Raw genomic sequence first — 24303 nt, forward strand, 5'->3', positions numbered from 1 at the left:
GGGGAATCATTTTCATGGCTCAAACTCCCCCGACGCTATCGCTCCACATAATTGATCAGGTCTCGCCTCTCGCCTTGCAGAAAACGCCGGAGATTTTCTTCGATAATCGGCATCACCTGCTCCCTGTAATTATCGCTCATTCCCCCTACGTGGGGGGTGATAATCAGGTTTTTTGTTTTCCACAAAGGGTGGTCCTTGGGCAACGGCTCACTGGATAGCGCATCCAAGGCTGCGCCGGCTATTTTACCCCCTTCCAGGGCCTGAATCAATGCCTCCTCATCCACCATCTCTCCCCTGGCAATATTAATCAGGTACGCGGTCGGTTTCATGGCTGCAAGCACTTCGGCGTTGATGATCTTTTCGTTTTCCGGGGTGGAACGCGCCGCAACGATAAGATAATCTACCTCACCGGCCACCCGCAGCAGTTCCTCGGGGCTGTAAAAGAAATCCACCGATGCTACTTCTCTTTTAGTCGTGTTTATACCGAATACGGTCATCCCGAAGGCCTTGCACTTCCGCGCAATTTCCTCTCCAATGACCCCGACGCCAAGGATTCCGGCTTTCTTACCATAGAGAAGCCTGCCCGGCCATCTCTCCCAGAGCCGCTGATCCTGATTATGCACTACTTGAGGAAAATTCCGGTTCAGCGCGAGCATGAGCAGGAAAGTCATTTCCGACATCTGGGGACCGTGAACGCCGCGACAGGTTGTTATAATTACATGCCTCTTCAGCGAAGGACGGCTGAGCAGGTAGTTGACACCCGAAGTCGTTACTTGAATCCACTTCAGGCGGGCGGCCTCTTTGAGCAGTTCATCGGCAACCCGATAAACAGTAATCAGGATGTCCATCTTTTCTACATGGTCGCCGATCGCCGGTTCGGAAAGGGCGGTGTAAAAGGAGATATCGGGGAATCTCGCTTCCAGATCATTCTTGTAAGAATTCGCGTCCGGCATGGCTAAGAGCGTGTACATAGGCGCCTTTCCTTATAAGATGATGATTTCCTGAGGTGTTTTATGGAGGCGGGTAACGCCTTTTTCCGTTACAAGATAGTTGTCACAGAGCATGATCCAGACTCTGCTGTTTTTCCAGATAGGGTGTACGGCCAGGTTCATGCCAGCCGCAACCTTCATGGGTTCGTCGTAGCGGATGGCCGGCCTCTCCACCAATTCATAACCTTCCCCATGTGCATAAAGCCTTCCCTCGGGACCGGAACCGTTCTTCTGGAGGAACTCGTTATTTGCGTCCCAGATATCCTTCGGATTTGCCCCCGGTTTCAGCATGCCAAGCGTCAGTTCCCTGGCCTTAACAGCACAGGCAAAGGCATCCTTTGCCTCCTGGTTGGGCTCTCCCAGTGAAAAGACTCGGGCAATTTCCGTGTAATAACCGCCGGGTCCGTTGCCTTCAAGCAGCACGACCAGCTGGTCGCCTTCCCTCACTGTCCGGTTCATGAAATGACGCCCCATAAATCCCACAGGCGGTTCCCCGGGTTGATACGAGCTGATCAGAACCTGAAGCCGCGTAGCGCCAAGTTTCGTTGATATATAGTCCGCCTCGGCATTGATATCAAGGTCTTTCATCCCGGGTTTAATCCTTGGTTTTATATACTCCAGAGCCGCATCCTGAAGCGCGGCAGTGCCTTTTATCAGTTTGATCTCTTCAGGACTTTTGATCGCCTTCAGGCAGTCAATTGGATCAGTTGCATCAACAAATGTCACCCCAGAAAGATTTTTTGTCAAATAGTCATAGAAGGGAACATGCATGGATGACATTCCCACAACCCCAATAGTCTTTGCTTTCTTTTTCCGGAGCACGCCGACTGCCAACTCGGCATCATAGGTATTTGTATAATGAAGGGAAGGGTAATATGGGGCGCCCAATCGTTCTTTTACCCCGCGCACCGCCCACTCGGGGGGCTTGCCCTCGTTCGGCGGGGCGCTGGCAATAGTTGTCATCTCTTCGTCTAAGGGAAAAATCACGGTAAAAGGATAACTGTGGCGAGGAACAATGGCGCTGAACCACCTCACATAACCCCCAAAGTATTCTTCATCCTGCCTCATCAATAGAACGTCGATCTTGCGGTCGCGCATCATCTCGCGGGCCGCCTTCCATCTTCTTTCAAGTTCAACCGTCGAGACGGATGCGACCAGCCTATCCCGCATTTCCTCCATACTTACGCCTCCTTATTCAGTATTCTTGATCTGGCAACCTATGATCGGAAGCTCATAATATTTCTATTCCATTTTTTAATATCTATCGAGGTAATTGCAAAACTCCCCATTACTGTCATTCCCGCAACGATTCTGAGCGGGAAAACGAAGTTTAATGTTCATAATCCAGTTTTTAACTATTTGAAATCATGGATGCCCGACAAAAGCATTCGGGCATGACACGGAGTTTTGCAATTACCTCATTTATTTGTAATTTTATAGTGTACGCAACTAGAGTGCCAACCCGAAGGTATAAAGCTGAAAGTCATTTGTTTAATGGTTTAATAATGTTAACAAACGAAAAACGCCGGAATATCCTTCGGAGCGCAAAAATAGCGTAGTACGCCACAGTTATGTGGCACTACATATATGTCGCATGCCACATACGCCCCGGTGTTGGGATAGAATAAAAGCTGACGGCTAAATCCCTTTAAATAATTATTCCACCCAAATAATGGCCCCCGCTCCCTGGGTCAGGCCGCCGCAGATTGCAGCGGCCGCATAGCCTCCAGCATTTTCCATAAGGTTATAGGCGGCAGTCATCATGATCCGTGCGCCGCTTGCCGTATTAGCATGGCCGGTGGCAACAGCGCCGCCATTAACATTCAGCCGCTGCTTTAAATCCTGATATTGCCGTTCATCGTAGTCCATGATGGGTTGCAAAGAAGCCTCTTTGACCATATCGCCATATGCGGCTTTCAAAAATCTCTCGTTCGACAGCAGCTTGGAGGATACGAGGGGGATGCAGGCAAAGGCCTCATTGATCTCAACAAACTTCATGTCGTCAATGCTCAAATTTGTTTCATTAAGACATTTTTTCAGCGCAAAACCTGGCGCCACCGGCATAATGCGCGGCTGAAGGGCAACCGTTGACATAGCCACGATGGTGTAAATAATCTTGAGCCCCAATTTATCAGCTTGTTCCCTGCTGGTTATAATCTGCGCCGCCGCTCCATCGTTCATCCCCGGGGAGTTGCCGGCGGTGCAGGTAGGATTGCCGAAGACCGGCGCTAACCGGGCGAGGGCCTCTAAAGAAATATCCGGGCGATACTGCTCATCAATTTCCAGCATCCTTGCCGAGGCAGGGGAATCCTTTTTCCCTTTTGTCATTATCTGGAAAGGTTCCATTTCCTTCTTAAAAAAGCCACGATTCCACGCCATTCCATAATGCCTATGGCTCTGGAAAGCGAACTCATCCTGCTCTTCCCTCAATATTCCATATTCAACCGCAACATTGCCTGAATCCAGGGCAACGGGGGCATAGTCTTTATATCCCAAGGGGATAATGGGATCTTCCACAAGAAATGAGGAGTGGCGCCTCCCCTCCCAGCGGATGCCGCGCAGTAGAAACGGAACCGTGCTGAAGCTGGTTGAACCGCCGGTCATACAAATTTTTGCTTCCCCTAATTTAATGCTCCTTGACGCGTAATTTACCGCATTCATTGCAGAAATGCAGGCTTGATCGAAGCTGACCGACGGTCTTTCCGGCGGGATCCCAGCTTTCATCATGGTTTGCCTGGCCACAACCGGCGTATAAGGATCTTTTGTATTGGTGGTATCCCCATTGCCCCACCATACCTCATCAATCAATTCGGGCGCCATTGTGATTTTATCCAGGGCGCTCTTCATTGCAACGGCGCCTAAATCAAAAATATCAATATCCTTCAGGGAACCGCCAAAACGTCCAAAAGGGGTTCTTACTGCGCTTACACACACGATATCATTTTTGCTTTTTTGGAAATCCATATATCCAGCTCCTTTAAAAATTACATGGCCACCCAGCCGCCATCGACGCTCAATATTACGCCTGTACAATAGCCCGCACCGGGCGACGCCAGAAAAAGGGCAGCGGCCTTTAACTCATCCTCTCCCCCGAAGCGCCCGACCGGAATGAACTTCAACATCTCCTGACTGTGATTATCTAAAGTATATTGGGACATCTTTGACGAAAACCAGCCAGGCGCTATAGCATTGACTGTAATCCTGTATTGGCCCCATTTAACAGCCAAGTCCTTCGTTAGACCGGCAATAGCGGCCTTGCTCGTTTGATAGGCTACCGCATCCATAAATTCCGCAGAGGTGCCGACAAAAGCCGCCAGTGAAGCAATATTGATAATTCTTCCATACTTCTGCTTAGCCATAATCCGGCCTGCCCCCTGGCACATCAGCCAGACGCCGGTCACGTTTGTATTGAGCACCTTCTGCCAGCCTTCCAGCGGATATTCCAAGGCGGACGCGCCCCATGTTACGCCGGAATTATTGACCACAATATCAACCCTGCCGAATTCATTCATAACCTGAGCATAAAGGTTATCTATCTCTGAGGGGATGGAGATGTCGCAGCGCAGGGGAACCACCTTGGCGCCTGTCTCTTTTTCCATGGCTTTAGCTGCATCGGTCAATTGCTCTAATTTCCTTGAGGCTATCACCAGATGGGCCCCCGCTTCCGCCAGGGCATACGCTATTTGCCGCCCTATTCCGGTAGCGCCCCCCGTCACAATGGCCACTTGACCAGACAAATCAAATAATTCCCTTATATGTCTCATGAGATTAAGCCCGCCCTGCCCTTGTGAAAAACGTTAAATATTCAATATTTGTAGAAACCTTGTCCCGTCTTTTGGCCCAACAACCCGGCCATCACCCTTTTTCTCAACAAGGGATGAGGTTTATACCTCTCTCCAAAATTTCCTTCCATGGTCTCCATCCCATGCATGGCAATCTCCGCGCCGACCAAGTCGAGCAAACGGCACGGTCCCATGGGATGGCCGGCGCAAATAACCATGGCCTTGTCAATTTCCTCCGGCTTATTGCCTTCCTCCACCAACTTGACGGCCTCGTTCATAAGCACGTCAAGCAGCCTGCTCACAATAAATCCCGCATAATCAACAGCGAGTACAGCCTCTTTGCCGATTGTCTTGACAAATTCCAGAGCTGTCTTCAAGGTGTCATCAGAGGTCAACTGGCCGGGAATAACCTCTACCCCTTTCATAAGCGGGACCGGGTTCATAAAATGGATGCCTATGACTTTCCCCCCCCGGTTGGTGACACTTGCGATTTCTGTGATGGGCAGCGCTGAGGTATTGGTGGCTAAAATGGTCTCCGGCGCGGATAATTTTTCAAATTGTTTAAACATCTCCTGCTTGAGTCCCAGGTTTTCGAAAACGGCTTCGATTATTAAATCAACTTCTTTGCACGCTTCCGCCAAGTCTATTGTCCAGTGGATTCGAGAAAGAACCGTATTTTTCTCCGTTTCGGTAATCTTTTCTTTGCCAACCAACTTCCCCAAACTTTTTTCAATGGAAGCTTTGGACTTATCCAGGGCTTCCGTTGAGACATCACGGATGATGACGTGGTAGCCGGCGACGGCACAAACCTGGGCTATGCCGCTGCCCATCGCTCCCGCTCCGACAATGCCAATTTTCTTTAATTCCATTATTGCTTGCCCCCTTTCTTTTGCATCAGAGATCCCGAAAAACAGGCTTTCGCTTTTCGAGAAAAGCCGACATGCCTTCATTATGGTCTTCCGCATCGAAACAATTGGCAAAACACTCTATTTCAAATTTCAAGGCCTTTTCAAGATCCATACTGTAGCCATAGTTAAACGCCTCTTTGGCCAATCTTAAAACGGGGAGTGATTTCCGGGCAATCTTGGCGGCTATTTTCTGAGCCTCCTCCATCAGTGTTTCCGGGGGAACTACCTTACTTACAAGCCCAAGCTCATAAGCGCGCTGCGCATCAATTAAATCCCCCGTAAAAACCAGTTCCTTCGCCATGCCTATCCCGATCAGCCTGGCAAATCTCTGGGTTCCGCCTCCTCCCGGAATGATCCCCAAGTTGATTTCCGGCTGGCCGAACTTAGCGGCGCTGGAGGCGATTCTTATATCGCAGCACAGGCTCAGTTCGCAGCCGCCTCCCAGGGCAAACCCGTTAACGGCAGCGATCACCGGTTTGGCAATAGATTCGATTTTTGCCTGAGCATGGTTGACCCGCAGGGCAAATTCCCGGGCTTCCAGGACGGAAAATTGTTTCATTTCGCTGATATCGGCGCCGGCGACAAATGCCCGCGTTCCTGCGCCGGTCAGAATAACCGCTCTAACAGCAGGGTTTATTTCCAGTTCGGAAAAAATCTCCCCGATCTCTCTAATTACCTGATTATTTAAGGCATTCAGAGCAGCGGGACGATCAATAACCACATAAGCAATCCCTTGCTGGATGTCGCATTTTACTGCCTTGTCTTTTTCGGTCATTGCCTTGCCCCTGTTAACTTATCGATACGTTTTTTTCCTTCCCCGACAACCTTCAATAAACAGCAGCTTCATTCAAACCACTCCTGCTTCATTTTCACCGTCAGTCCATCGCCGCTATTCTGAAGACAGGCAGCAAGGCCTTTGATTTTTGGCAATTCATAGGCAAAAAAATAGCGACAGGTATGGAGCTTGCTGTTGTAGAAATTGATGTCAGCTTCGGCAGGCGCTGCAGGGAGGGCGCCGGCTGCCGTTACCGCCTGCAACAGCCACTGCCAAGATATTGCAATTATTCCAAATAGTTCAAGGTAAAGGGTGGCGTCCGCCAGGAACAGCTCCATTTCGCCTTTTGACCTTATCTCTAACAACGCTGTCGTGATTTCCCTTAGAGTTTCCATCGCCTCGGCTAAGGCTGCGGCGCAACTCTCGCACTCCGGAATGGCCTTTCCTGCCGCGATGGTCTTTTCGAGTTCTCCCAGAAACAAAAGGAACGCCTTGCCGTCTTTCATGACCACCTTGCGTCCCAAAAGGTCTATCCCCTGGATGCCGGTTGTTCCTTCGTGGATCGGGTGGATCCGGACATCGCGGTAGTACTGCTCCAAGGGAAACTCGTCGCAGTAGCCATATCCGCCGAGGCACTGGAGACCCTGGCTGACCGAGAGAATGCCCATCTCTGCCGGATAGCTCTTGGCGATCGGCGTGAGAAGATCAAGCAGGAGCGAATATCTTTCCCGCTCCTCCCCCGTTGTAACGGACGACAAATCAACATAGCGTGCACATTGGAGAGTCAGGGAAAGCGAACCTTCGACGACCGCGCGCTGAAAGAGAAGCATCCTTTTTACATCGGCATGCTCTATGATCGGAACCTGAGGCGTCAGCGGCTCTTTGGCCATTACTGGGCGGCCCTGAGGTCTCTGTTTTGCGTATTCCCAAGACGCGTAATAGGCTGCGGAGGCGATCGCCGCCGCCCCCATCCCCGCATAGATTCTCTCTTCGTTCATCATCTGGAACATATAACTCAATCCATTGTTGGGTTTACCGACCAGCCAGCCCCGGCAGTCGTCGTTGTCGCCCAAAGAAAGTTGGGTTATCGGGGCGCCGCGGTAACCGAGCTTATGGTATATCCCTATGCATTCCAGATCGTTGGTAATTATCCCGCCGTTCCCATCTGGTCTCTTTTTAGGGACAACAAAAAGGGATATCCCTTTTACACCGGGAGGCGCTCCCTCAATTCTGGCCAGCAGTAAATTTACAATGTTCTCCGTTGATTCATATTCGGAACAGGAGATAAATATTTTCTGCCCTTTGATTTTGTAATAGCCTTCAGAGGTAGGATAGGCCGTAGTAGTGAGGTCGGTAAGCGAAGAGCCGGCCTGAGGCTCTGTCAGGGCCATCGTTCCCTGCCACTCGCCCGCAAACATCTTAGGTACATAAGTTTTAAGCAGTTCGGGAGAGCCGAAGGAGGTGATAAGATGGGCGGCATCGGCTGTCAGAAAAGGATAAACGGAAGCCGAGTAATTAGCCGCGCAAAAGATCCCCCAGAAGGATGTCATTATTATATTGGGAATCTGCTGCCCTCCGTGTTCATACGAATCCTGCGCGCCGATCCACCCCCCCTCGCCGCAGGCCTTCATAACCTGCGCGGCCAAAGGATGCACAAACACCTTTCCCTCTCTGAACTCAGGAGGTTTCTTGTCCATTTCGTTCAAGTATGGATAAAGCAAGTCTTTTCCCATTCTCATCGCTGTATCTATAACCATATCGAATGTTTCTTTGCTGTGATCCTCAAAATAGGGATATTTTGTAAGCGCGGTCGCATCGAACATTTCGTGCAATAAAAATTGAAGATTTCTCAAACTGATAAACTTTTCTGCCATTGCCTTTCCCTCATCCTCTTTAAAGTTGCAACATTCGGGACAAAAAATCGTTCAAATCCGTTGAGTCCACCTGCCCCAGGAGACGGCCTTTTTCAATTCCATTCATAAATAGCAGGAAAGTCGGAGTCCCCTTGACAGCAAAACTTTCCCTGAATGTTCTTAAAGCCTCATCCCCTAACAAATATACCTTCAATCTTCCTGCATAGTTTGTGCAAATATCTTTAATGGAGCCTATTTGTTCTTTGAATTCTGGGTCATGGCGCATAAATAAAACCAATACCGGGTTGCTGTCTTTAAGAACCTTCTCCTCGAATTCATCCAACCCAAGGGAAGCGATTGTCTTTTCGCTGTCTGAAAATTCATTTTCATTGGTTTTTTCTACAAGGATCATCTAATCTCTCGCCGTTCCTGGCTTGCAGAGGCATGAGCATTCACTCACAGCTTTGACAGGCTATCTTTTCATGGACATTTTCCCTTCCGGTTCCAGCTCATTTTGTAAATTTACAGCGTTTCATGCCTGGCGTATGCAATCGGAATACCAAAAGAAAGATATGGAGCGGTAAGTTTTTTTATCTAATGATTGAACGATATTAAACAAAGAAAATAACGGCGGATTACCACAATTGGGATGGATAATGTCGCATGCAACAATTGTGTATCACTACATCTTTGTCGCATACTACACATTCTCGGGTTTTGAGATATGATGCATTTTGATTTTTCTGTACAGGGTGCTTCGATCCATTCTTAAAAGACGGGCAGCTTTTGCTTTGTTCCAGTCGGTCTTGTGCAGCGCCTCGATAATCGCTCCCGGTCCCTCTTTGGACTCTTTTTTGAGTATCGACATCTTGCCTGTCAAATATGCTGTTATTTCGGGTGGGATGTTCTCAATAACTATCAGCGGTCCCCGGCAAATGACAAAAGCGCTTTCCAAACTATGCTCCAGCTCTCGAACGTTTCCGGGCCAGGGATAGCTCATAAATGCCTTAAACACCCGGTCCGAAACCCCTTCTACATTCTTGTGGAATCTCTTGTTGAACAAATTACAGAAACTGCCAACCAGCAGAGGAATGTCGTCGAGCCTTTCCCGGAGCGGCGGCATCGGCACCTCGACTACTTTCAGACGATAATAAAGGTCCTCCCGGAATTCCCCCAACCTGATTTTTTCTTTCAGGTTTGCGTTTGTACAGGCAATAACTCGCACGTCAACCTTGATGGGGATAGATTCTCCAACCCTTTCAAATTCCTTTTCTTCAAGGATTCTCAAAAGCTTCAACTGTATTCTGGGTGAAACGTCGCCTATTTCGTCTAAAATGATCGTCCCGCCCTGCGCAGACAGGAAGCGACCCTGGGAGTCTTTTATGGCGCCTGTAAAGGCCCCTTTGACATGGCCAAACAGCTCACTTTCCAGTAATGTTTCCGGCAACGCGGAGCAATTCACCGTTACCACGGGCTTGAGAACCCTATTGCCGCTGTAATGGATGGCCTTGGCCGCCAATGATTTCCCCGTTCCGCTCTCTCCCGTAATCAGGACATTGGTTTCTAAATTAGCCAGATCTTCCAGCAGTTCATAGATGTTTTGCATCTTTTTGCTCTTGCCAATAATATTCTGAAATTGGTGTCTCTCTCTGAGCTCACGCTCCAGGTTGCTGAGGTGGGTTATATCCCTTATGACAAGAACCGTCCCATTGAATTCACCTTTCCTTCCCAGCAGCGGCAAACTTGTTGCGACGACTATCTGGAGCGGTTTTTTTGCATGTTCACATTCAATTCTGTATTCTTTGACATTGGCATCCTTCCTGAACGGCTGATTAAATAATTCCAGGCAGGATTTATTGCAGTCTGTCAGGCATTCGCTGAATCGCTCCCCAATAATCGTCTTACGCTCTATCCCGCAAATATTATTGGTGGCATCATTTGCCTCAATCGCCACCCCGTCCTTATCTACGGTAATTATCGCATCTTTTACGCTTCCAAAAATTGCCTGCATGAGATTGCGGTGTTTTTCCAAATCTTCTTCGGTCCGCTTCCGCTCTGTAATATCCCTCACAACACTTCTGAACCCAACCGGCCGGCCTTGCGAATCCTTTATCAGAGAGATTGAGTTTTCGATATTTCGGCTGATCCCGTCTTTTCTATTTATTTCGTATGTGAATGACTTGTTGGGCATTCCCGTCCGGAAGGTTTTATTGTATGCGTCATAAACGACTGTCGCCATACCTTCTTCCATGTACTTGCGAAAATCAAGGCCAAGAAGCTCCTCCTCCGGATATCCGATAATGTCGCGAAACGAATCATTCCAGAATACCAGTCTGCCCTTAAGATCAACCTCTATGTAACCCTCTTCAATATTCTGAAGGACCGCCTGCTGCCTTCCCTCGACGTCTGGCATTGCCGCCTCAAATTTTTCCGCTTCCGGAACAGAGCTATTCGAAGGTGTGGTCATTTTTTTTAAATTATAGTCGTATGCCATAAGGGTTCTGCCTCTGCAGGGAGCATCTGCTCAGCACTACAAAAAAACGGTTTTTGTGAATTAAGAAAATATAAATATCACGGCAGTTAATTCGTGAAGACCTTACTTTGTTTATGAGTAGTATATCCCCCGCTTCAAATGCAAGCAAAAAGTAAATTTACTTTCGAGGCAATTGCAAAACCATTTGTCATTCCCGAATGTCTCTATCGGGAAAGCGAAGCTTAATGTTCATAATATGGTTTTTCAAGCAGTTAGAACCAGATTCCCGCTCAGAATCGTTGCGGGCATGACAAGAATGGGGAGTTTTGCAATTACCTCTTTTTTCTGTACAATTGCGGCGGACGGGAATAATATTATGCCCAGATGCGGCGGTTAGCGTACGACCACATTAAAATTATCAAAGTGATAGCGTATTATGTATCATGATGATAGCATATCATATATTTACGACTTAGTTTTAAGTTTATTCAATGCTTATTATTTCATAATTATATGAAATTAAATGCAAAAAAATTATTTTCTCCCATGGGCATGCCTATTGCTTTAAATATAATGGAATTGTTTTTAGAAAAGGAAGGTTCTTTGCAGCAGATGGAGAGCGTTAATACGTAAGGCATAAAGGAACCCCTGTCCCAAAGCCTGTTTTGTCTGAGAGGGTGTCGTTTCAGGAGAGATATTTCCCGGCAGGGTTTCGGAAACCAACAGAGATAGAAAGGAGATAGGAAATTGGCGCAAACAGTTGAAGTGCTCACGGATTGCAGTCTATGTTATCATAGCTGCGGGTGCAAAGTCACCGTGGAGGATGGGAAGGCAGTAAAGGTTGAGGGTCTGGAGTCGCATCCTCTCAACCATGGTCAGCTCTGCCCGAAGGGATTAGGCACGCTGGATAATGTGTACAGCCCGGCACGGATAAAGCACCCATTGAAGAAGGTGGGAGGGGTATTTCAGGAGATTTCGTGGGATCAAGCCCTGGACGAGATTGCGGCTAAACTTAAGGGTCTCAAGGAGCAGTTTGGCGCCCAGGTTTTGGGTGTTTTCTCCGGTTCGATCGGCGTGGAGAATCTGGAGATGGCAAGCCTGGTGCAGTTGTTTAAGGCCGCTTTCGGATCGCCCAATTTTTTCTCGGTGGAAAGCGTCTGCTACCGGATGCGCATTCGCACCCGACAGATCACCTTTGGCAAATACCCTACTGAAGAATTGGATTCCAAGCTTTACATTATCTGGGGACACAACCCCGAGCAATCGGATTTTCCACTCGAGCTTGCCCTTGAGGAGAATTTAGCCAAGGGCGCCAAACTGGTTGTCATTGATCCCAGGCGCATCAAGCTTGCCGACCGCGCCGACATGTATATGCAGATCAGGCCGGGAACGGATGGCGCCATGGCCCTGGCAATGATGAATGTAATCATCAATGAGAAGCTTTATGACCAGGATTTCATCGATAAGTACACGATGGGATTCGACAAGCTGGTTCCGCATGTGCAGCAATACACCCCGGAATGGGCAGAGAAGATCACATGGGTCAAGGCGGAGGATATCCGGAAGTTAGCCCGAATGTTCGCAGGCACAAAAGGGGCAAGCATCTTTCAGGGCACCTGCACGCAGGATCAGACGGCCAATGGCACGCAGAACAGTCGCGCCTTTGCGATCCTGCAAATCATTACGGGCAACATCAATGTTCCCGGCGCCTGGACAATCAGCCCGCGCATTGCCTTTGGCAACGCGGGGATTCGTGTGGATGGAGATCCGATAGGTTCACATAAGTATCCTCTCTTCTTTGAGGTATGGGGCCGCAAAAGCCCCTATGGGGTGGTGACGCTGGTTCCCGAAAGCATCCCCGACAAGCTGAAGGCATTCATTGTGGTAGGCGGCAATCCCCTTGTCTCCATGCCTGATACAAATGCCTTCACGGAAGCTTTCCGGAAGCTGGATCTTTTAGTGGTGCACGACCTGTTCATGACCGATACCGCCCGGGAGGCCCATTATGTGCTTCCGGCCTGTTCCCATCTCGAAAAATGGGGAGTGGCTTATACCTACAATGTTTGCCACTGCCTGCCTTTTTTGATGTTGCGGAAGAAATGCATTGAGCCGTATTACGACAGCTGGTCGGAATGGAAGCTTCTTACCGAACTTGCCCGGAGACTGGGCTTGGACGAATTCTTTCCCTGGAAGACGGAAGAAGAGCTTGTGGCTTTTGAACTTTCCAAGACAGGCCTTTCCTTCGATTACCTGCTTCATGAAAAGCCCGAAGGAGATTACTATCAACAGAAGGAATACGGCTTCAAGAGCGACCAGTTTTCAACCCCCTCGAAAAAGATAGAAATCTACAGCGAGGCACTGGAGAAGGTCGGGTTCGACCCGCTCCCCACCTATCTGGAGCCGTTGAGAAGTCCGGTGAACAGTTCCCCGGCATCGCTGAAGAAATATCCGCTGATACTTTCTACCGGGTTAAGAAGTCTCTATTACACCCACAGCCAGCACCGGGGAATTTCGGAGCTGCATGAAAAGAATCCGGAGCCCTTCTTTGAAATGGGTCCCCTTACCGCTGCGCAGTATGGGGTTATGGATGGAGATGGAGTGGAGGTTGAAACGAATCGGGGTAAAGTGACGATGAAAGCCCACGTGGACGAAAGGGTTGCAGAAGGAATGGTGATTGTGCCGCACGGCTGGACCGGTAAGGCCAACGTCAATCTGCTTACGGATGTTAAATGTCTGGAGCCCATCATGGGCTATCCGGATATGAAATCACTGATGTGTTCAATAAGAAAGATTTAGAAAAGCGGAAGGCGGATGTCGATCTTCAATGGTCGGCATCCAACCGCTCCTGCCGCCAGGGATTTTTGATAAACCTGATAAAAGCGGCGTGAGACAGACACCCTAACCCGGGTCTTGTCTCACACCGCTTTTAAAAAAACTCGATAGAGACTGTTTCCTATTTATCCGCAGCCGACGCCTGGGAAATCTGGGGAAACGCAAACGCTTCGGCTAAGACGAAAGCGGACTGCAAGGCCGATGTAGGACAGAGCGAGAAGCATTCCTTGCAGCTATCACACTCCTTAGAGGCTATCTCCGGCACAAAAACTATCTCTCTTGTCGTCCCCCTGTCAACAAAAGTAACAGCGTTTTTCTTCTTTATTTCAGCGCAATATCTTACACATAGGCCGCAAAGAATGCAAAAAGAAGGCTCTTTCCCAAAGCGGTTTTTGTCTGCCCCATACTCCGTTGTCAATGCTTGCAAAACCGGCGCATCAGGGGCATGTGCCAGCATCAGCTCCAGAATGGTTCTGCGAATATTGATTACATTCTCCGATTTTGTTCTTACCACTAAATTATCTTCTACCGGGCAGGAGCAGGCAGTGTCGAGATTTATTCTACCCTTTTTTTCTATTTCCACCGTGCAAATTCTACAGGCAGTATAGGGTTTCAACTTCTCATGATGACAAAGGGTAGGGATGGCGATGCCGGCGCTGAGCGCCGCTTCAAGAACGGTCATGCCCTCTTTTGCTTTTACCTCTTTGTCATCAATCTTCAAGGTGACTGCACCCATTTTTTTACCTCACTTGTCTATTATGATGGAGTAGAAGATATCAATTCCTTGCATACAAGCGCTGGGCAGCGTTTTTGCTCAATATGAGCCTCATACTCATCCCTGAAATATTTAAGGCTGCTGAGCAGTGGGTTAGCGGCGCCTTTGCCCAGAGCGCATAATGCCGCCCCTTGCTGAGCCGCAGCTATCATTTCTAAAAGCGCGATGTCGCCTTTTTTCCCCTTGCCCTCGGTAATGTTATTCAGAATCTTTATCATCTGCCGGAGGCCTTCCCGACAAGGGGTACACTTCCCACAGGATTCATTCGACAGGAACTTCAGAAAATATTTAACCATATCAACGATACAGGTATTTTCGGCCGTGACAATCAAACCAGGCCCCATTGTCAAGCCGACTTTCGTCAATTCCTCAAAATCAACCGGCAAGTCAAGCATGCTCTCCGGCACGAAACCTCCCAAGGGGCCGCCTACCTGGACTGCCTTGAATTTTTTATCTCCCGGAATGCCGCCGCCGATATCAAAGACAATCTTTCTAAAGGTCGTTCCCATCGGCACTTCCACCAAGCCGCTGTTGTTAATCATCCCGGCCAGCGAAAAAACCCTTGTTCCCTTGCTGCGGCTGGTTCCTATCTTCCCATACCAATCAGCGCCCCGATTGATTATAAGCGGAACATTGGCCCATGTCTGTAAATTGTTCAGGTCGGTCGGGCTAGCCCACAGACCCCTTTCCGTCGCGTGATCATACTTTGTGATGGGCTCGCCTACCCGGCCCTCCATTGAAGCCATAAGCGCCGTCGATTCTCCGCAGACATAGCCCCCGCCATCGATGCTAATCCGGATATTGAGATCAAAACCGCAACCTAAAATATTTTTACCCAGCAGGCCGTACTCCTCTGCTTGCTTAATGGCGGTCTGGGTATTTTCTACAGTCAGGGGAAATTCATCCCCCACAAAGACATATCCCTCATTCGCCCCGATAGCATAGGCGCCGATTATCATCCCCTCTAAAATACTGTGAGGATTTCCTTCCATCATTCTTCTATCGACAAAAGCGCCCGGGTCGCCCTCATGACAGTTGCAGATAATATACTTGGTTTCAGCCTCAGCATTGCGGCACGCTTCCCACTTTATGCCGGCAGGAAAACCGCCGCCGCTGCGTCCGCGCAGGTTAGACTGCTTGATTTCGGCGATCACCTGTTCCGGCGACATGTTCAGGAGCGCGTTCACCAAAGCGGAATAGCCGCCTATCGCCAGATAATCATCGATACTTTTAGGATCAATCTTGTTATTGTCGCCGATAAGAAGCGGCAACTGGTTTTTGTAAAAGGGTATTTCCTGCTGATGCACTATTTTTTCGCCGGTATGGGGGTCAGTATAGAGCAGCCGGTCAATGACTTTCTTCCCAACTACAGTCTGAGAAATAATCTCCGGGGCATCTTCCGGAGTTACACCCAGATAGCAGATCCCCTCGGGATAAATAATAACGATAGGTCCTTTTTCCCCAAATTCAGGGCAGCCAGTTTTTTTGACATCAACCTTGTTTTGTAAATCCTGTTTTTTAATTTCTTTTTCAAGGGCGCTGATAACGCTATCGTTACCGAGGCCGATGCAGCCGGTTCCGTCATATATCGCAAGAAAAGGCTTATCGGGATTTCTTTTCGATAAGACGCCTTTCCTGATTTCTTCCAATTCGGCAGGTGAATTTATCCTCGGCATAATCTTCCTCTAATCGTAGTTTTTCAATATATCTTTTGCCTTGTCGGGGGTCATATTGCTGTAATAATTTCCATCCACTATCATTACCGGACCGGGCGCACCGTAGCCGAGGCAGTTAACTGTCTCCAGACTGAACTTCAGCTCTGTATCCGTTTCCCCCGGTTTAATGCCAAGCATTTCCTCAACTGCAGCGAGGATGCGCGGCGCACCCTGCACATAACAGGCAGTGCCCATGCAAATTTGAACTTCATGACGTCCCTTGGGCATTAAACTAAAGGCCTTATAAAAGCTTGCTATATGCTGTAGTTTGCTTAACGGCAAAGGAGTTTGCAATTCCTTATTGACCTTCTCCAGCACTTCCTTGGAAAGCCAATGATGTTCTTTCTGAATATCCAGTAATATTTGGATCAGTGAGCCGGCATCACCCTGATATTTATTAACAATCTGATCGATTTTATCGTCATCCATAACTACTGTTTTCACCTTCTTCCTTCCCATAATCCCTATGCATACTCCTTCACTTTAAGACGGGAGAAAAGCGCTTCCGGCTTTCATCGAACCGGACTAAGCCCTGTCTTGCCGAAACCTTCAGGTGTCTGGATACGTCAGAGGGGTTTATGCCTAAAGTACTGGATATTTCTGCTGCGGAAAGGGGACTTTTTCGCAGCAAAAACATAATTTGGGCGATTGCCAATTTCTCTGCAACTAACTCCCGAAACATCATCTCGACATCGTCGCTGGCGAAATACTCATCATATTCTTCAACTGTTTCAAAATGAACCCTCAGCCGTTCCCTTTCGACCAGCTTGAGTTGGGGAACCAAATTTTTCCCTGTTTCCAGTTTGAAATTCAATTCATCCCTGTCCATCCCCTCGCTCGCGCCGATTGGGCCTAACTCCTTGAGTTTATGCGTAAAGTCAGTTACTACTTCGGCAAAACGGATCCCCTCAGAGGCAGAGACCCACTCGATCCTTAGCCTTTCAGGGTTAATCCCCAGCAGTTTCAGCAATTTTCTTAGTATATGCATCATGCTCAAGGCATGGTAATTCCCCTCCACGCCATAATGGCATTCACCAAGCCAGCAACCGCCGATAAAAACCCCATCTGCCCCGTTGGCGAAGGCCTGAAGGATAAATTCCGGATCGACTCTGCCGGAGCACATCAGTCTTATCACTCTTATGTTAGATGGATATTGATACCGCGCAACCCCCGCAAGGTCTGCCCCGGCGTAGCAGCACCAATTGCATAAAAATCCCAAAATATTCGGTTCAAACTTGTGCCCAATAGCCATTCTTAACTCCATTCCTTGGCAGTAATCCCTGTTTTTCCCATTATTGCACTTCTACAGGAGCTGGGAATGCCACGTTAATCTGGGAAAGTATCTCTTTATTGGTATAGTGTTTCAGGGAGATAGCGCCTACCGGACACTTTGAGTTGCAAAGCCCGCATCCTTTGCAGAGGATGGAGTTGACCCGCACCCTGCTGCCCTGCGGCGTCTCATGAAACTCTATAGCGCCGTCCGTACAGGCAGAAAGACACGCCCCGCAGGCAATGCACTCGTTCTCATTCACCTCGCAAACAGCGCCCGAGGCGATAAGCGTATCCCGCGCGAGAATAGTTACCGCCCGGCTGGCAGCCCCATAAGCCTGGCTGATCGTCTCGGATATGTGCTTGGGATAATGGGCCATCCCGCACAGAAAAACGCCGCTCGTAGAAAAATCAACCGGCCTTAATTTTACATGGGCTTCCTGGAAGAAGCCGTCCTGGTTCAAAGGCACCTTGAAGAATTGTGATATTTCTTCACTCGTCGCCGCCGGAATGACGGCAGCGGCCAAAGCAAGCAAATCAGCATCAAGAGCCAGCTTCTTTCCCAAAACCGGATCGGTGACGGTAACCCGGAGGATTTTCCGGCCCTCCTCCTCGGCGGCCTCCACAACCGGTTTGTCATTGGCCTCATAGCGGACGAACTTTATCTCCTGATTGGCCGCTTCCCGGTAATAATCCTCACTGAACCCGTAGGTTCGCATATCCCGAAAGAGAATATAGACATCCATCTGGGGGTTTATCTCTTTTAACTTCAGGGCATTCTTGACAGCCTGGCTGCAACAGACCCGGCTGCAGTAATTGCGATCTGCCTGTCGGCAACCGACGCACTGAATCATCACCAGGCTCTGAGCGTTCATCAGCCTTTCTTCCTTTTTGACGATTTTCTCCTCTAATTCCAGCAGGGTCAATACCCTGTCGTCTTTGCCATAGAGGTACTCGGCAGGCTTATATTCTTCGGCGCCTATAGCAATAATGGATACCCCATGATGTAGCTCCTTGACGCTTCCCCCGGATTTTACCCTGGTTGTAAAATTCCCCACGAACCCGGAAACTTCCATGATGGCGGCGCCCTTGGATACATGAATGAGGGGGTGCTGATAAACCTTGCGGATCGTGTCACGCAAATATTCTTGAACATCCAAACCTTCCAGGGTGTATGCAAGTCTGCGCGCCACCCCTCCCAGTTCCTTGTCTTTTTCCAGCAGATAAACCTCAAATCCCTGATTGGCCAAGGCGAGCGCACTGGTCATGCCGGCGATGCCCCCTCCGACCACCAAAGCCCTTTTGTCAACCGGCAGCTCAAATTCCTGGAGCGGCTGCAAAAGCGAAGCCCGCGATACCGACATCCGGATTAAATCCTTTGCCTTTTTGGTGGCAGATTCCTGCTCGCGGGAGTGCACCCAGGCGCAATGCTCCCGAATATTGGCAAATTCAAAGAAATAGGGATTAATCCCCCCTTCACGAACCGTATCCCGGAAGAGCGGCTCATGGGTGCGGGGGGTGCAGGCGGCGACAACCACGCGATTGAGTCCTTTTTCCCGGATTGTATCCGAGATCTGCCGGGCATTGTCAGTAGAGCACGCAAAGAGGCTTTCCTGAGCATGAACAACGTTTTTCAGGGTCGAAGCATATTCCGCCACAGAGGGAACATCCACAACTCTTCCGATATTGGTCCCGCAGCGGCACACAAAGACGCCTACCCGCGCCTCCTCATCCGAGACATCCTTTTCCACGGGATACATTCTTGCTCTGGCCAGGTCCCCCCGCTGAAAGGCAAGAATTTGACCGCAAAGGGACGCAGCCCCGCTGGCCCCCATAACCGATTCGGGGATATCCATCGGCCCCTGAAAGGCGCCGCTTACAAAAATCCCCGGACGAGTGGTCTCCATCGGGTTAACAGGGTTGGTTTTACAGAATCCCTGGGCATTAAGCTCTATGCCGAATTTATTTGCAAATTCCACGGCGCCGGCAGGAGGCGTTAATCCTACGGATAATACCACCAGATCGAATTCCTCCTCCTTTACCCCATCTTCGAGAGTCGAGTACCGGATCGTTACATTCTTGCTGTCCGGGATTTCTTTTCCTATCGATACATAGCTTCTGATAAATCGCACCCCGGGAAGCCCTTCCGCCCGTTGGTAAAATCGCTCGAAATCCTTGCCATAGGCCCTGATGTCGTTATGAAATACCGTACACTCGACTGCCGGGTCATGGTCTTTTGTTAAAATTACCTGTTTCTGGGTATATGTGCAGCAGACAGCGGAACAATAGCTGTGTCCGCCCGGGACAACCTGTCGGGAGCCGACACACTGAATCCAGGCCAGCTTGTGGGGATACTTCCTGTCCGAAGGACGCAGAACCTCGCCTGCGAACGGCCCGGTGGAAGACAGCAGCCTCTCAAAATCAAGGCTGGTTATTACATTCTGCATCTGACCGTAGCCGTAGTCGCCCCGTGGCTTGGGATCAAATATCTCATAACCCGGCGCCAGAACTATTGCCCCAACGCTTATTTCCAGCTCCTCCGGCTTTTGTGTAAAATCTATGGCGCCGTTCTTACATATTCCCAGGCAAATGCTGCATTTTTCGTCGTTCAGGTAAAGGCAGGCTTCCGGGTCAATGTAAGAGATAAGCGGCACTGCCTGAGAAAAATGGATGTGGATTGCTTTGCTCAACGATAATTTTTGGTTATATGGATCAGGGACCTTCACCGGACAGTACTCTGAACAGGCCGTGCAGCCCGTGCATTTGTCCACATCAACGTACCGGGGCTTTTTAATCAGGGTGGCCTTGAAGTCCCCTGCTACGCCTTTGACTTTGTCAACTTCCGTGTAGGTCAGGATCTCTATATTGGGATGTCTGTCGCATTCGATAAACTTTGGCGATTCAATGCACATGGAACAGTCATTCGTGGGGAACGTCTTATCAAACTGGGACATCTTGCCGCCAATTGTCGTTGATTTCTCAACCAGATAAACCTTGAACCCCATATCCGCAAGGTCGAGGGCAGCCTGAATGCCGCTGATCCCTGCGCCGACGACCATCACATCGCCCCAATTGCTTTCTGTGAGACTTTTGCAAGGCTGTCCCGCCACTGCTTCTTTTCCCATTTTTATCTGTCCTTATCAGGTTGCTTCGGTTACCTAAATCAGCTCCTGGATGATTTCCGTAATATCTTTAATCGCCAGCGCTTCGCTATCCTGCATGTTCAAGCGGCTGTCCTCGAAATTGGTGATGCAGTAAGGACAGGCCGTTACCAGCTCCTCGGCCCCTGCCTCCACCGCCTGCGCCAACCGCAGATCGGAGAACCGCTCGCTCTTGGGCGTCTCCATCCAGATCCGCCCTCCGCCCCCGCCGCAGCACAGACTGTCCTGCCGGTAATCGGCCATCTCCAAAAGCTCCAGTCCGTCTATCTTCTTCAAAACCTCCCGCGGCTCGTCGTATATCCCGTTGTGCCGTCCCAGGTAACAGGGATCATGCCAGGCAACCTTCTTTTCGTAACCCTTCGCAAGCTTCAGCCGGCCTGAATTGATCAGCTCAAACAGGTACTGGGTGCTGTGAACCAGCTCAAAGTGCACCATGAATTCGGGATATTCGTTCTTGAAGGTGTGGTAGCAGTGAGGCGAGGAAACCAGAATCTTCTTCACCCCGTTTTCGATAAAAGTCTTGATGTTGGCCCGGGCCAGACGTTTGAATAACTCCTCATCCCCCGCCTTGCGGATGCTCTCCCCGCAGCAGCCTGCCTGCGCACCCAGAATCCCGAAATCAACCCCTGCCTTGTTGAGGATATTAACCGTCGCGACCGCAACCTTTTTCATCCGGGGGTCATAGCTGGGATAGCAGCCGGGAAAATAAAGCAGCTCCATCCCCTCGGCAAACGTCTTTACAGACAGACCTTTTGCCCAGTCCCCCCGCTTCTCCCGCTTTTCATTCAACGGATTGCCCTCGGCCATCAGGCTGGAGCTGATGCCGCGGAGCGGGCGGACGGAAGTGGGGAACACCCCGTATTCCGTGGCAACCCGGCGCAGGGAAACCCCCAGCTCGATGATCTTGACGCCGCGGGGACAACGCTGCGGGCAGCGGCCGCAGGTGGTGCAGCGCCACATATCGTCGCTTTCGATCTCCGTCAAACCGAAGGTGGCCTGGCGGATGAGCTTGCGCATGCTGAACTTGATCACCCGGTTCCACGGACAGACAGAGTCGCACATCCCGCATTGATAGCAGAACTTGAAAACCTCTCCGCCGTTTTCCTTGATGACGTCTATTATCTCCCTGTAAGGAGCTACTGTCTCCATTGCGTTCCTCTATGCTCTTGTTTCGCCTTAATAATTTCAGCCCTTCTGGGACATGGACATCCGGGCAACGGCATCGGTTACCTTCTGCGAGCCATATTTGTTTACCAAGGACTCCAAGCCTATTTTCAAATCTTCCGGCTTTGCCTCTTTTTCCTTCCCCTCTTCCTCAAACGTTTCTTCATAAGTCAGGGCGCCGAAAGTGCAAGCCTGCACGCACATCGGCTCCGACAGGGGCGGTTCGTCTTCACACATATCGCATTTTAGAGGAAGACCTGAATCGGGTTCCTTAAAGTGATCCCTGGAGGGGCAGGAAGCGCCGCAGAAGCTGCACTGGCTGTATTCTTTTTTATCGATAATATAAGATTGTCTGCCGCTGCATTCGGCTGGCGTATAATTAGTGGCGCGCACCGGAACGTACAAATCAGTCCGTTCATAAATGAAAACCCGAATCCGGGCCCTCGCCGGATTAATGCTGCTATATCTTGGCGAAGCGTGGAATGCGGCGCAGGAAAGCTCACAAGCCCGGCAGCCAGTGCACTTATCAACATTAACTTTTATTTCTTTAACTGTTTTCTTTTTTACCCCACCATTCACGGTTAGCACCCCCATAGACTTTATTGATGAACATGAAGCTACGCTTTTTTCTCTTTTCCGGCCGAAGCAGCTTCGTTATCCTTCAGGATTCCCTTCTGGAGGAAGTCTTCGCTGACGTAGTCCAAGCCCAGTTTGTCCAACGTCTCTTTGGTAGGAATACCGTCTTTATTCCATCCCTTGAATTCATAATAATCGTCAAGCAGCTTTTGCTCATAATCATGGTCTCTGATTGCCCAATGGTCTTCAGGAGGCTTTTCATCAATTCTTCTCATGCCCCTTCGGACATTTAGGGCTCTGACCAGGGTCCGGTTCCTTTGAAACACTTCCCACAGCAGGGTTTCATCCATCTTTATCCCTGTCGCAAACGATATTAAAGGCGGCATATTATGGATATGGTAAGCCGACCTTCCGCCAAACTGACCGCCTCGGAATGATGAAAGAAATCCGCAGATCCCGGTGGCATCATCCAGGTAATGCATCGCCTCGTTCCAATCGCAAATGGCGCAAGACGCCTCATTGGAGATGGTGTCGCGCTTTTCCCATTCCATAAAATATTTTTTAAACTTTTCATCAGGCACCGAAACCCACCCATTTACAAACTCTTTTCTCTGCTCTATGGTGGGAAGGGGATCCTGGGGGAAGGAGCCTTCAATCTGGGTAATCGCCATCTTCTCACCCGTGGCCAACATGAGAAAATAAACGGGATTCAGCCTTCCCAGCTTGATAGGCAACTGCTCAAATCTTTTGATGGTGTTATGATCATACGCCTCGGCGCCGTTGCCGATCTGACGCGCCGCCAAAGAAACGCCATTGGCTAAGATATCCCCGATCCCTTCCCGGTGAACAATTTTTTCCAGCAGATAGAAGAATCGTTCCCTGACGTTTACCGGCATTCCCGGAAAATCATGGTCTTTCAAAATGCCGGCTTCGTACAGCTCAAGGGCAAAGGCGATAACCTGCGGCGTTGAGTATGAGTCCAAACCGTACTCCTGAGAAATGCCGAGTATCTCATAACTGAAGTCCAACTCTTGAAAGGCCGCCATATGATAGGTGTCTTTCCCGTAGCATTTATAGGAGAATGTTGGTTTTCCCGGAAAGGAGATCACATTGTGGCAGACCTTGGGGCAGTTATAGCAGCTTGTCTGCCGGTTCATATACTTATATTTGAGATTGCGCCATCTCTCTTCGAGTTCCTTGCTCCAGAAATCCCTTCTTCGCACCCGCGCATTGCCCCAGGAAAAATTGTTGTGGTGAAAACTGTCATCCTCATCAGTCGCCATCCAGTCTCCGACATACGGGTTTTCAGCAATTGACTTCCTTAGGTTTTGGCACATCTCAAAAAGCTCTGTCGGCCTTGCGATATTCAGGTCCTTCGTCCCGCGAATCGCTATCGCCTTCAGCCGTTTATCGCCCATGATCGAGCCTACGCCGCGGGCCGCGCTGGAGTGGCTGTGATCGATGGAAGCCATATTGACCCTGTTTTCGCCGGCCGGGCCGATAGCCGCCACCTGAATTTTTTCGCTCTTCAAATCTCTTTTAATTTGTTCGGCAGTTTCCTGGCAGCCCATACCCCGCAGATGACTGGCATCGCGTATTTCCACCTTGTCATTGTTTATCCACAAATAAACCAGCTCGGATGATCTGCCACTGATGACTATTTTGTCATAACCGGCATGCTTGAGTTCCGCTCCAAAATATCCCCCCAATAATGAATGGGCATGCAAGTTGGTCTGGGAGGAAAAGGTATTAACAATGGTGCGGTTGGCGCCGGGAACAGGGGTTCCTACTAAAAGACCTGAGCTGAAAATTAATACATTTTCGGGGGAGAAGGGTTCAACTTCCGCAGGAACCCTGTCCCACAGTATCTTGTCGGCAGTGCCCTGACCACCCAGAAAAAGCTCGGTTAATTTCGGGTCAGTTTCGACCCTGTCAATGCTTCCCTGGGATAGATCAATCTCTAAATTAAAACCTGTCTCTCCGTACCTCATTTTTTCCCCCTTCTTGATTGCCTGAACCCGTTGTAGATTA

Annotated in this window: 18 protein-coding genes and 1 pseudogene; 1 reads left to right on the top strand and 18 read right to left on the bottom strand. The window is 49.6% G+C overall.

From position 1 onward, the window contains the following. Nucleotides 1-35: 35 nt before the first annotated feature. From M0P74_07395 to M0P74_07435, 9 genes are all read right to left on the bottom strand, one after another. Nucleotides 36-971, bottom strand: coding sequence for a D-2-hydroxyacid dehydrogenase (locus M0P74_07395; protein MCK9363406.1), 936 nt, complete (start codon nt 969-971; stop codon nt 36-38). Nucleotides 972-983: 12 nt separating this feature from the next. Next, the gene (locus M0P74_07400; protein ID MCK9363407.1) at nt 984-2168 is read right to left on the bottom strand and encodes a M24 family metallopeptidase; all 1185 of its coding nucleotides are present in this window, start codon (nt 2166-2168) and stop codon (nt 984-986) included. Nucleotides 2169-2645: 477 nt separating this feature from the next. Further along, nucleotides 2646-3953 carry a thiolase family protein gene (locus tag M0P74_07405; protein MCK9363408.1) on the bottom strand — a complete coding sequence of 436 codons (1308 nt, stop codon included), beginning with the start codon at nt 3951-3953 and terminating at the stop codon, nt 2646-2648. A gap of 20 nt (nt 3954-3973) precedes the next feature. Then, the gene (locus tag M0P74_07410) at nt 3974-4753 is read right to left on the bottom strand and encodes an SDR family oxidoreductase (protein ID MCK9363409.1); all 780 of its coding nucleotides are present in this window, start codon (nt 4751-4753) and stop codon (nt 3974-3976) included. Between the two features lie 41 nt (nt 4754-4794). After that, on the bottom strand, nt 4795-5640 hold the full coding sequence (locus M0P74_07415; GenBank protein ID MCK9363410.1) for a 3-hydroxyacyl-CoA dehydrogenase family protein: 846 nt from the start codon (nt 5638-5640) through the stop codon (nt 4795-4797). A gap of 25 nt (nt 5641-5665) precedes the next feature. Continuing rightward, entirely contained in the window at nt 5666-6454 is a 789-nt protein-coding gene (locus M0P74_07420) for an enoyl-CoA hydratase-related protein (GenBank protein ID MCK9363411.1), read from the bottom strand. A gap of 68 nt (nt 6455-6522) precedes the next feature. Next, nucleotides 6523-8328, bottom strand: a complete 1806-nt coding sequence (locus M0P74_07425) for an acyl-CoA dehydrogenase (protein ID MCK9363412.1) — start codon at nt 8326-8328, stop codon at nt 6523-6525. A 19-nt stretch (nt 8329-8347) separates the two neighbouring features. Further along, on the bottom strand, nt 8348-8719 hold the full coding sequence (locus M0P74_07430) for a thioredoxin family protein (GenBank protein MCK9363413.1): 372 nt from the start codon (nt 8717-8719) through the stop codon (nt 8348-8350). A gap of 288 nt (nt 8720-9007) precedes the next feature. After that, entirely contained in the window at nt 9008-10801 is a 1794-nt protein-coding gene (locus M0P74_07435; GenBank protein ID MCK9363414.1) for a sigma 54-interacting transcriptional regulator, read from the bottom strand. A 726-nt stretch (nt 10802-11527) separates the two neighbouring features. Here M0P74_07435 and M0P74_07440 point away from each other — a divergent pair. After that, nucleotides 11528-13576 (top strand): molybdopterin-dependent oxidoreductase, encoded by a 2049-nt coding sequence (locus tag M0P74_07440; protein ID MCK9363415.1) that lies wholly within the window; start codon nt 11528-11530, stop codon nt 13574-13576. Nucleotides 13577-13733: 157 nt separating this feature from the next. Here the strand turns inward: M0P74_07440 and M0P74_07445 are convergent, their stop codons facing one another. The 9 genes and pseudogenes from M0P74_07445 to M0P74_07485 form a co-directional block, all read right to left on the bottom strand. Beyond that, complete coding sequence (locus tag M0P74_07445; GenBank protein ID MCK9363416.1) at nt 13734-14348, bottom strand: 2Fe-2S iron-sulfur cluster-binding protein; 615 nt, start codon at nt 14346-14348, stop codon at nt 13734-13736. Between the two features lie 20 nt (nt 14349-14368). Then, a complete protein-coding gene (locus tag M0P74_07450) occupies nt 14369-16063 on the bottom strand; it encodes an NADH-quinone oxidoreductase subunit F (protein MCK9363417.1) in 1695 nt (564 codons plus the stop codon). A gap of 9 nt (nt 16064-16072) precedes the next feature. Beyond that, nucleotides 16073-16546 (bottom strand): NAD(P)H-dependent oxidoreductase subunit E, encoded by a 474-nt coding sequence (locus M0P74_07455; GenBank protein MCK9363418.1) that lies wholly within the window; start codon nt 16544-16546, stop codon nt 16073-16075. Between the two features lie 34 nt (nt 16547-16580). Beyond that, entirely contained in the window at nt 16581-16739 is a 159-nt protein-coding gene (locus M0P74_07460) for a helix-turn-helix domain-containing protein (GenBank protein MCK9363419.1), read from the bottom strand. Between the two features lie 210 nt (nt 16740-16949). Continuing rightward, nucleotides 16950-17348 (bottom strand): annotated as a pseudogene (locus tag M0P74_07465) (hydrogenase iron-sulfur subunit). Nucleotides 17349-17394: 46 nt separating this feature from the next. Beyond that, nucleotides 17395-20496: an FAD-dependent oxidoreductase gene (locus tag M0P74_07470; protein MCK9363420.1), complete on the bottom strand. Its 3102-nt coding sequence runs from the start codon at nt 20494-20496 to the stop codon at nt 17395-17397. 33 nt (nt 20497-20529) lie between these two features. Then, nucleotides 20530-21681, bottom strand: coding sequence for a (Fe-S)-binding protein (locus tag M0P74_07475; GenBank protein ID MCK9363421.1), 1152 nt, complete (start codon nt 21679-21681; stop codon nt 20530-20532). Nucleotides 21682-21717: 36 nt separating this feature from the next. Then, entirely contained in the window at nt 21718-22275 is a 558-nt protein-coding gene (locus M0P74_07480) for a (4Fe-4S)-binding protein (protein ID MCK9363422.1), read from the bottom strand. A gap of 38 nt (nt 22276-22313) precedes the next feature. Further along, on the bottom strand, nt 22314-24263 hold the full coding sequence (locus tag M0P74_07485) for an aldehyde dehydrogenase (protein ID MCK9363423.1): 1950 nt from the start codon (nt 24261-24263) through the stop codon (nt 22314-22316). Between the last annotated feature and the right edge of the window lie 40 nt (nt 24264-24303).

The organism is Syntrophales bacterium (assembly GCA_023229765.1).
Lineage (GTDB): Bacteria > Desulfobacterota > Syntrophia > Syntrophales > UBA5619 > DYTH01.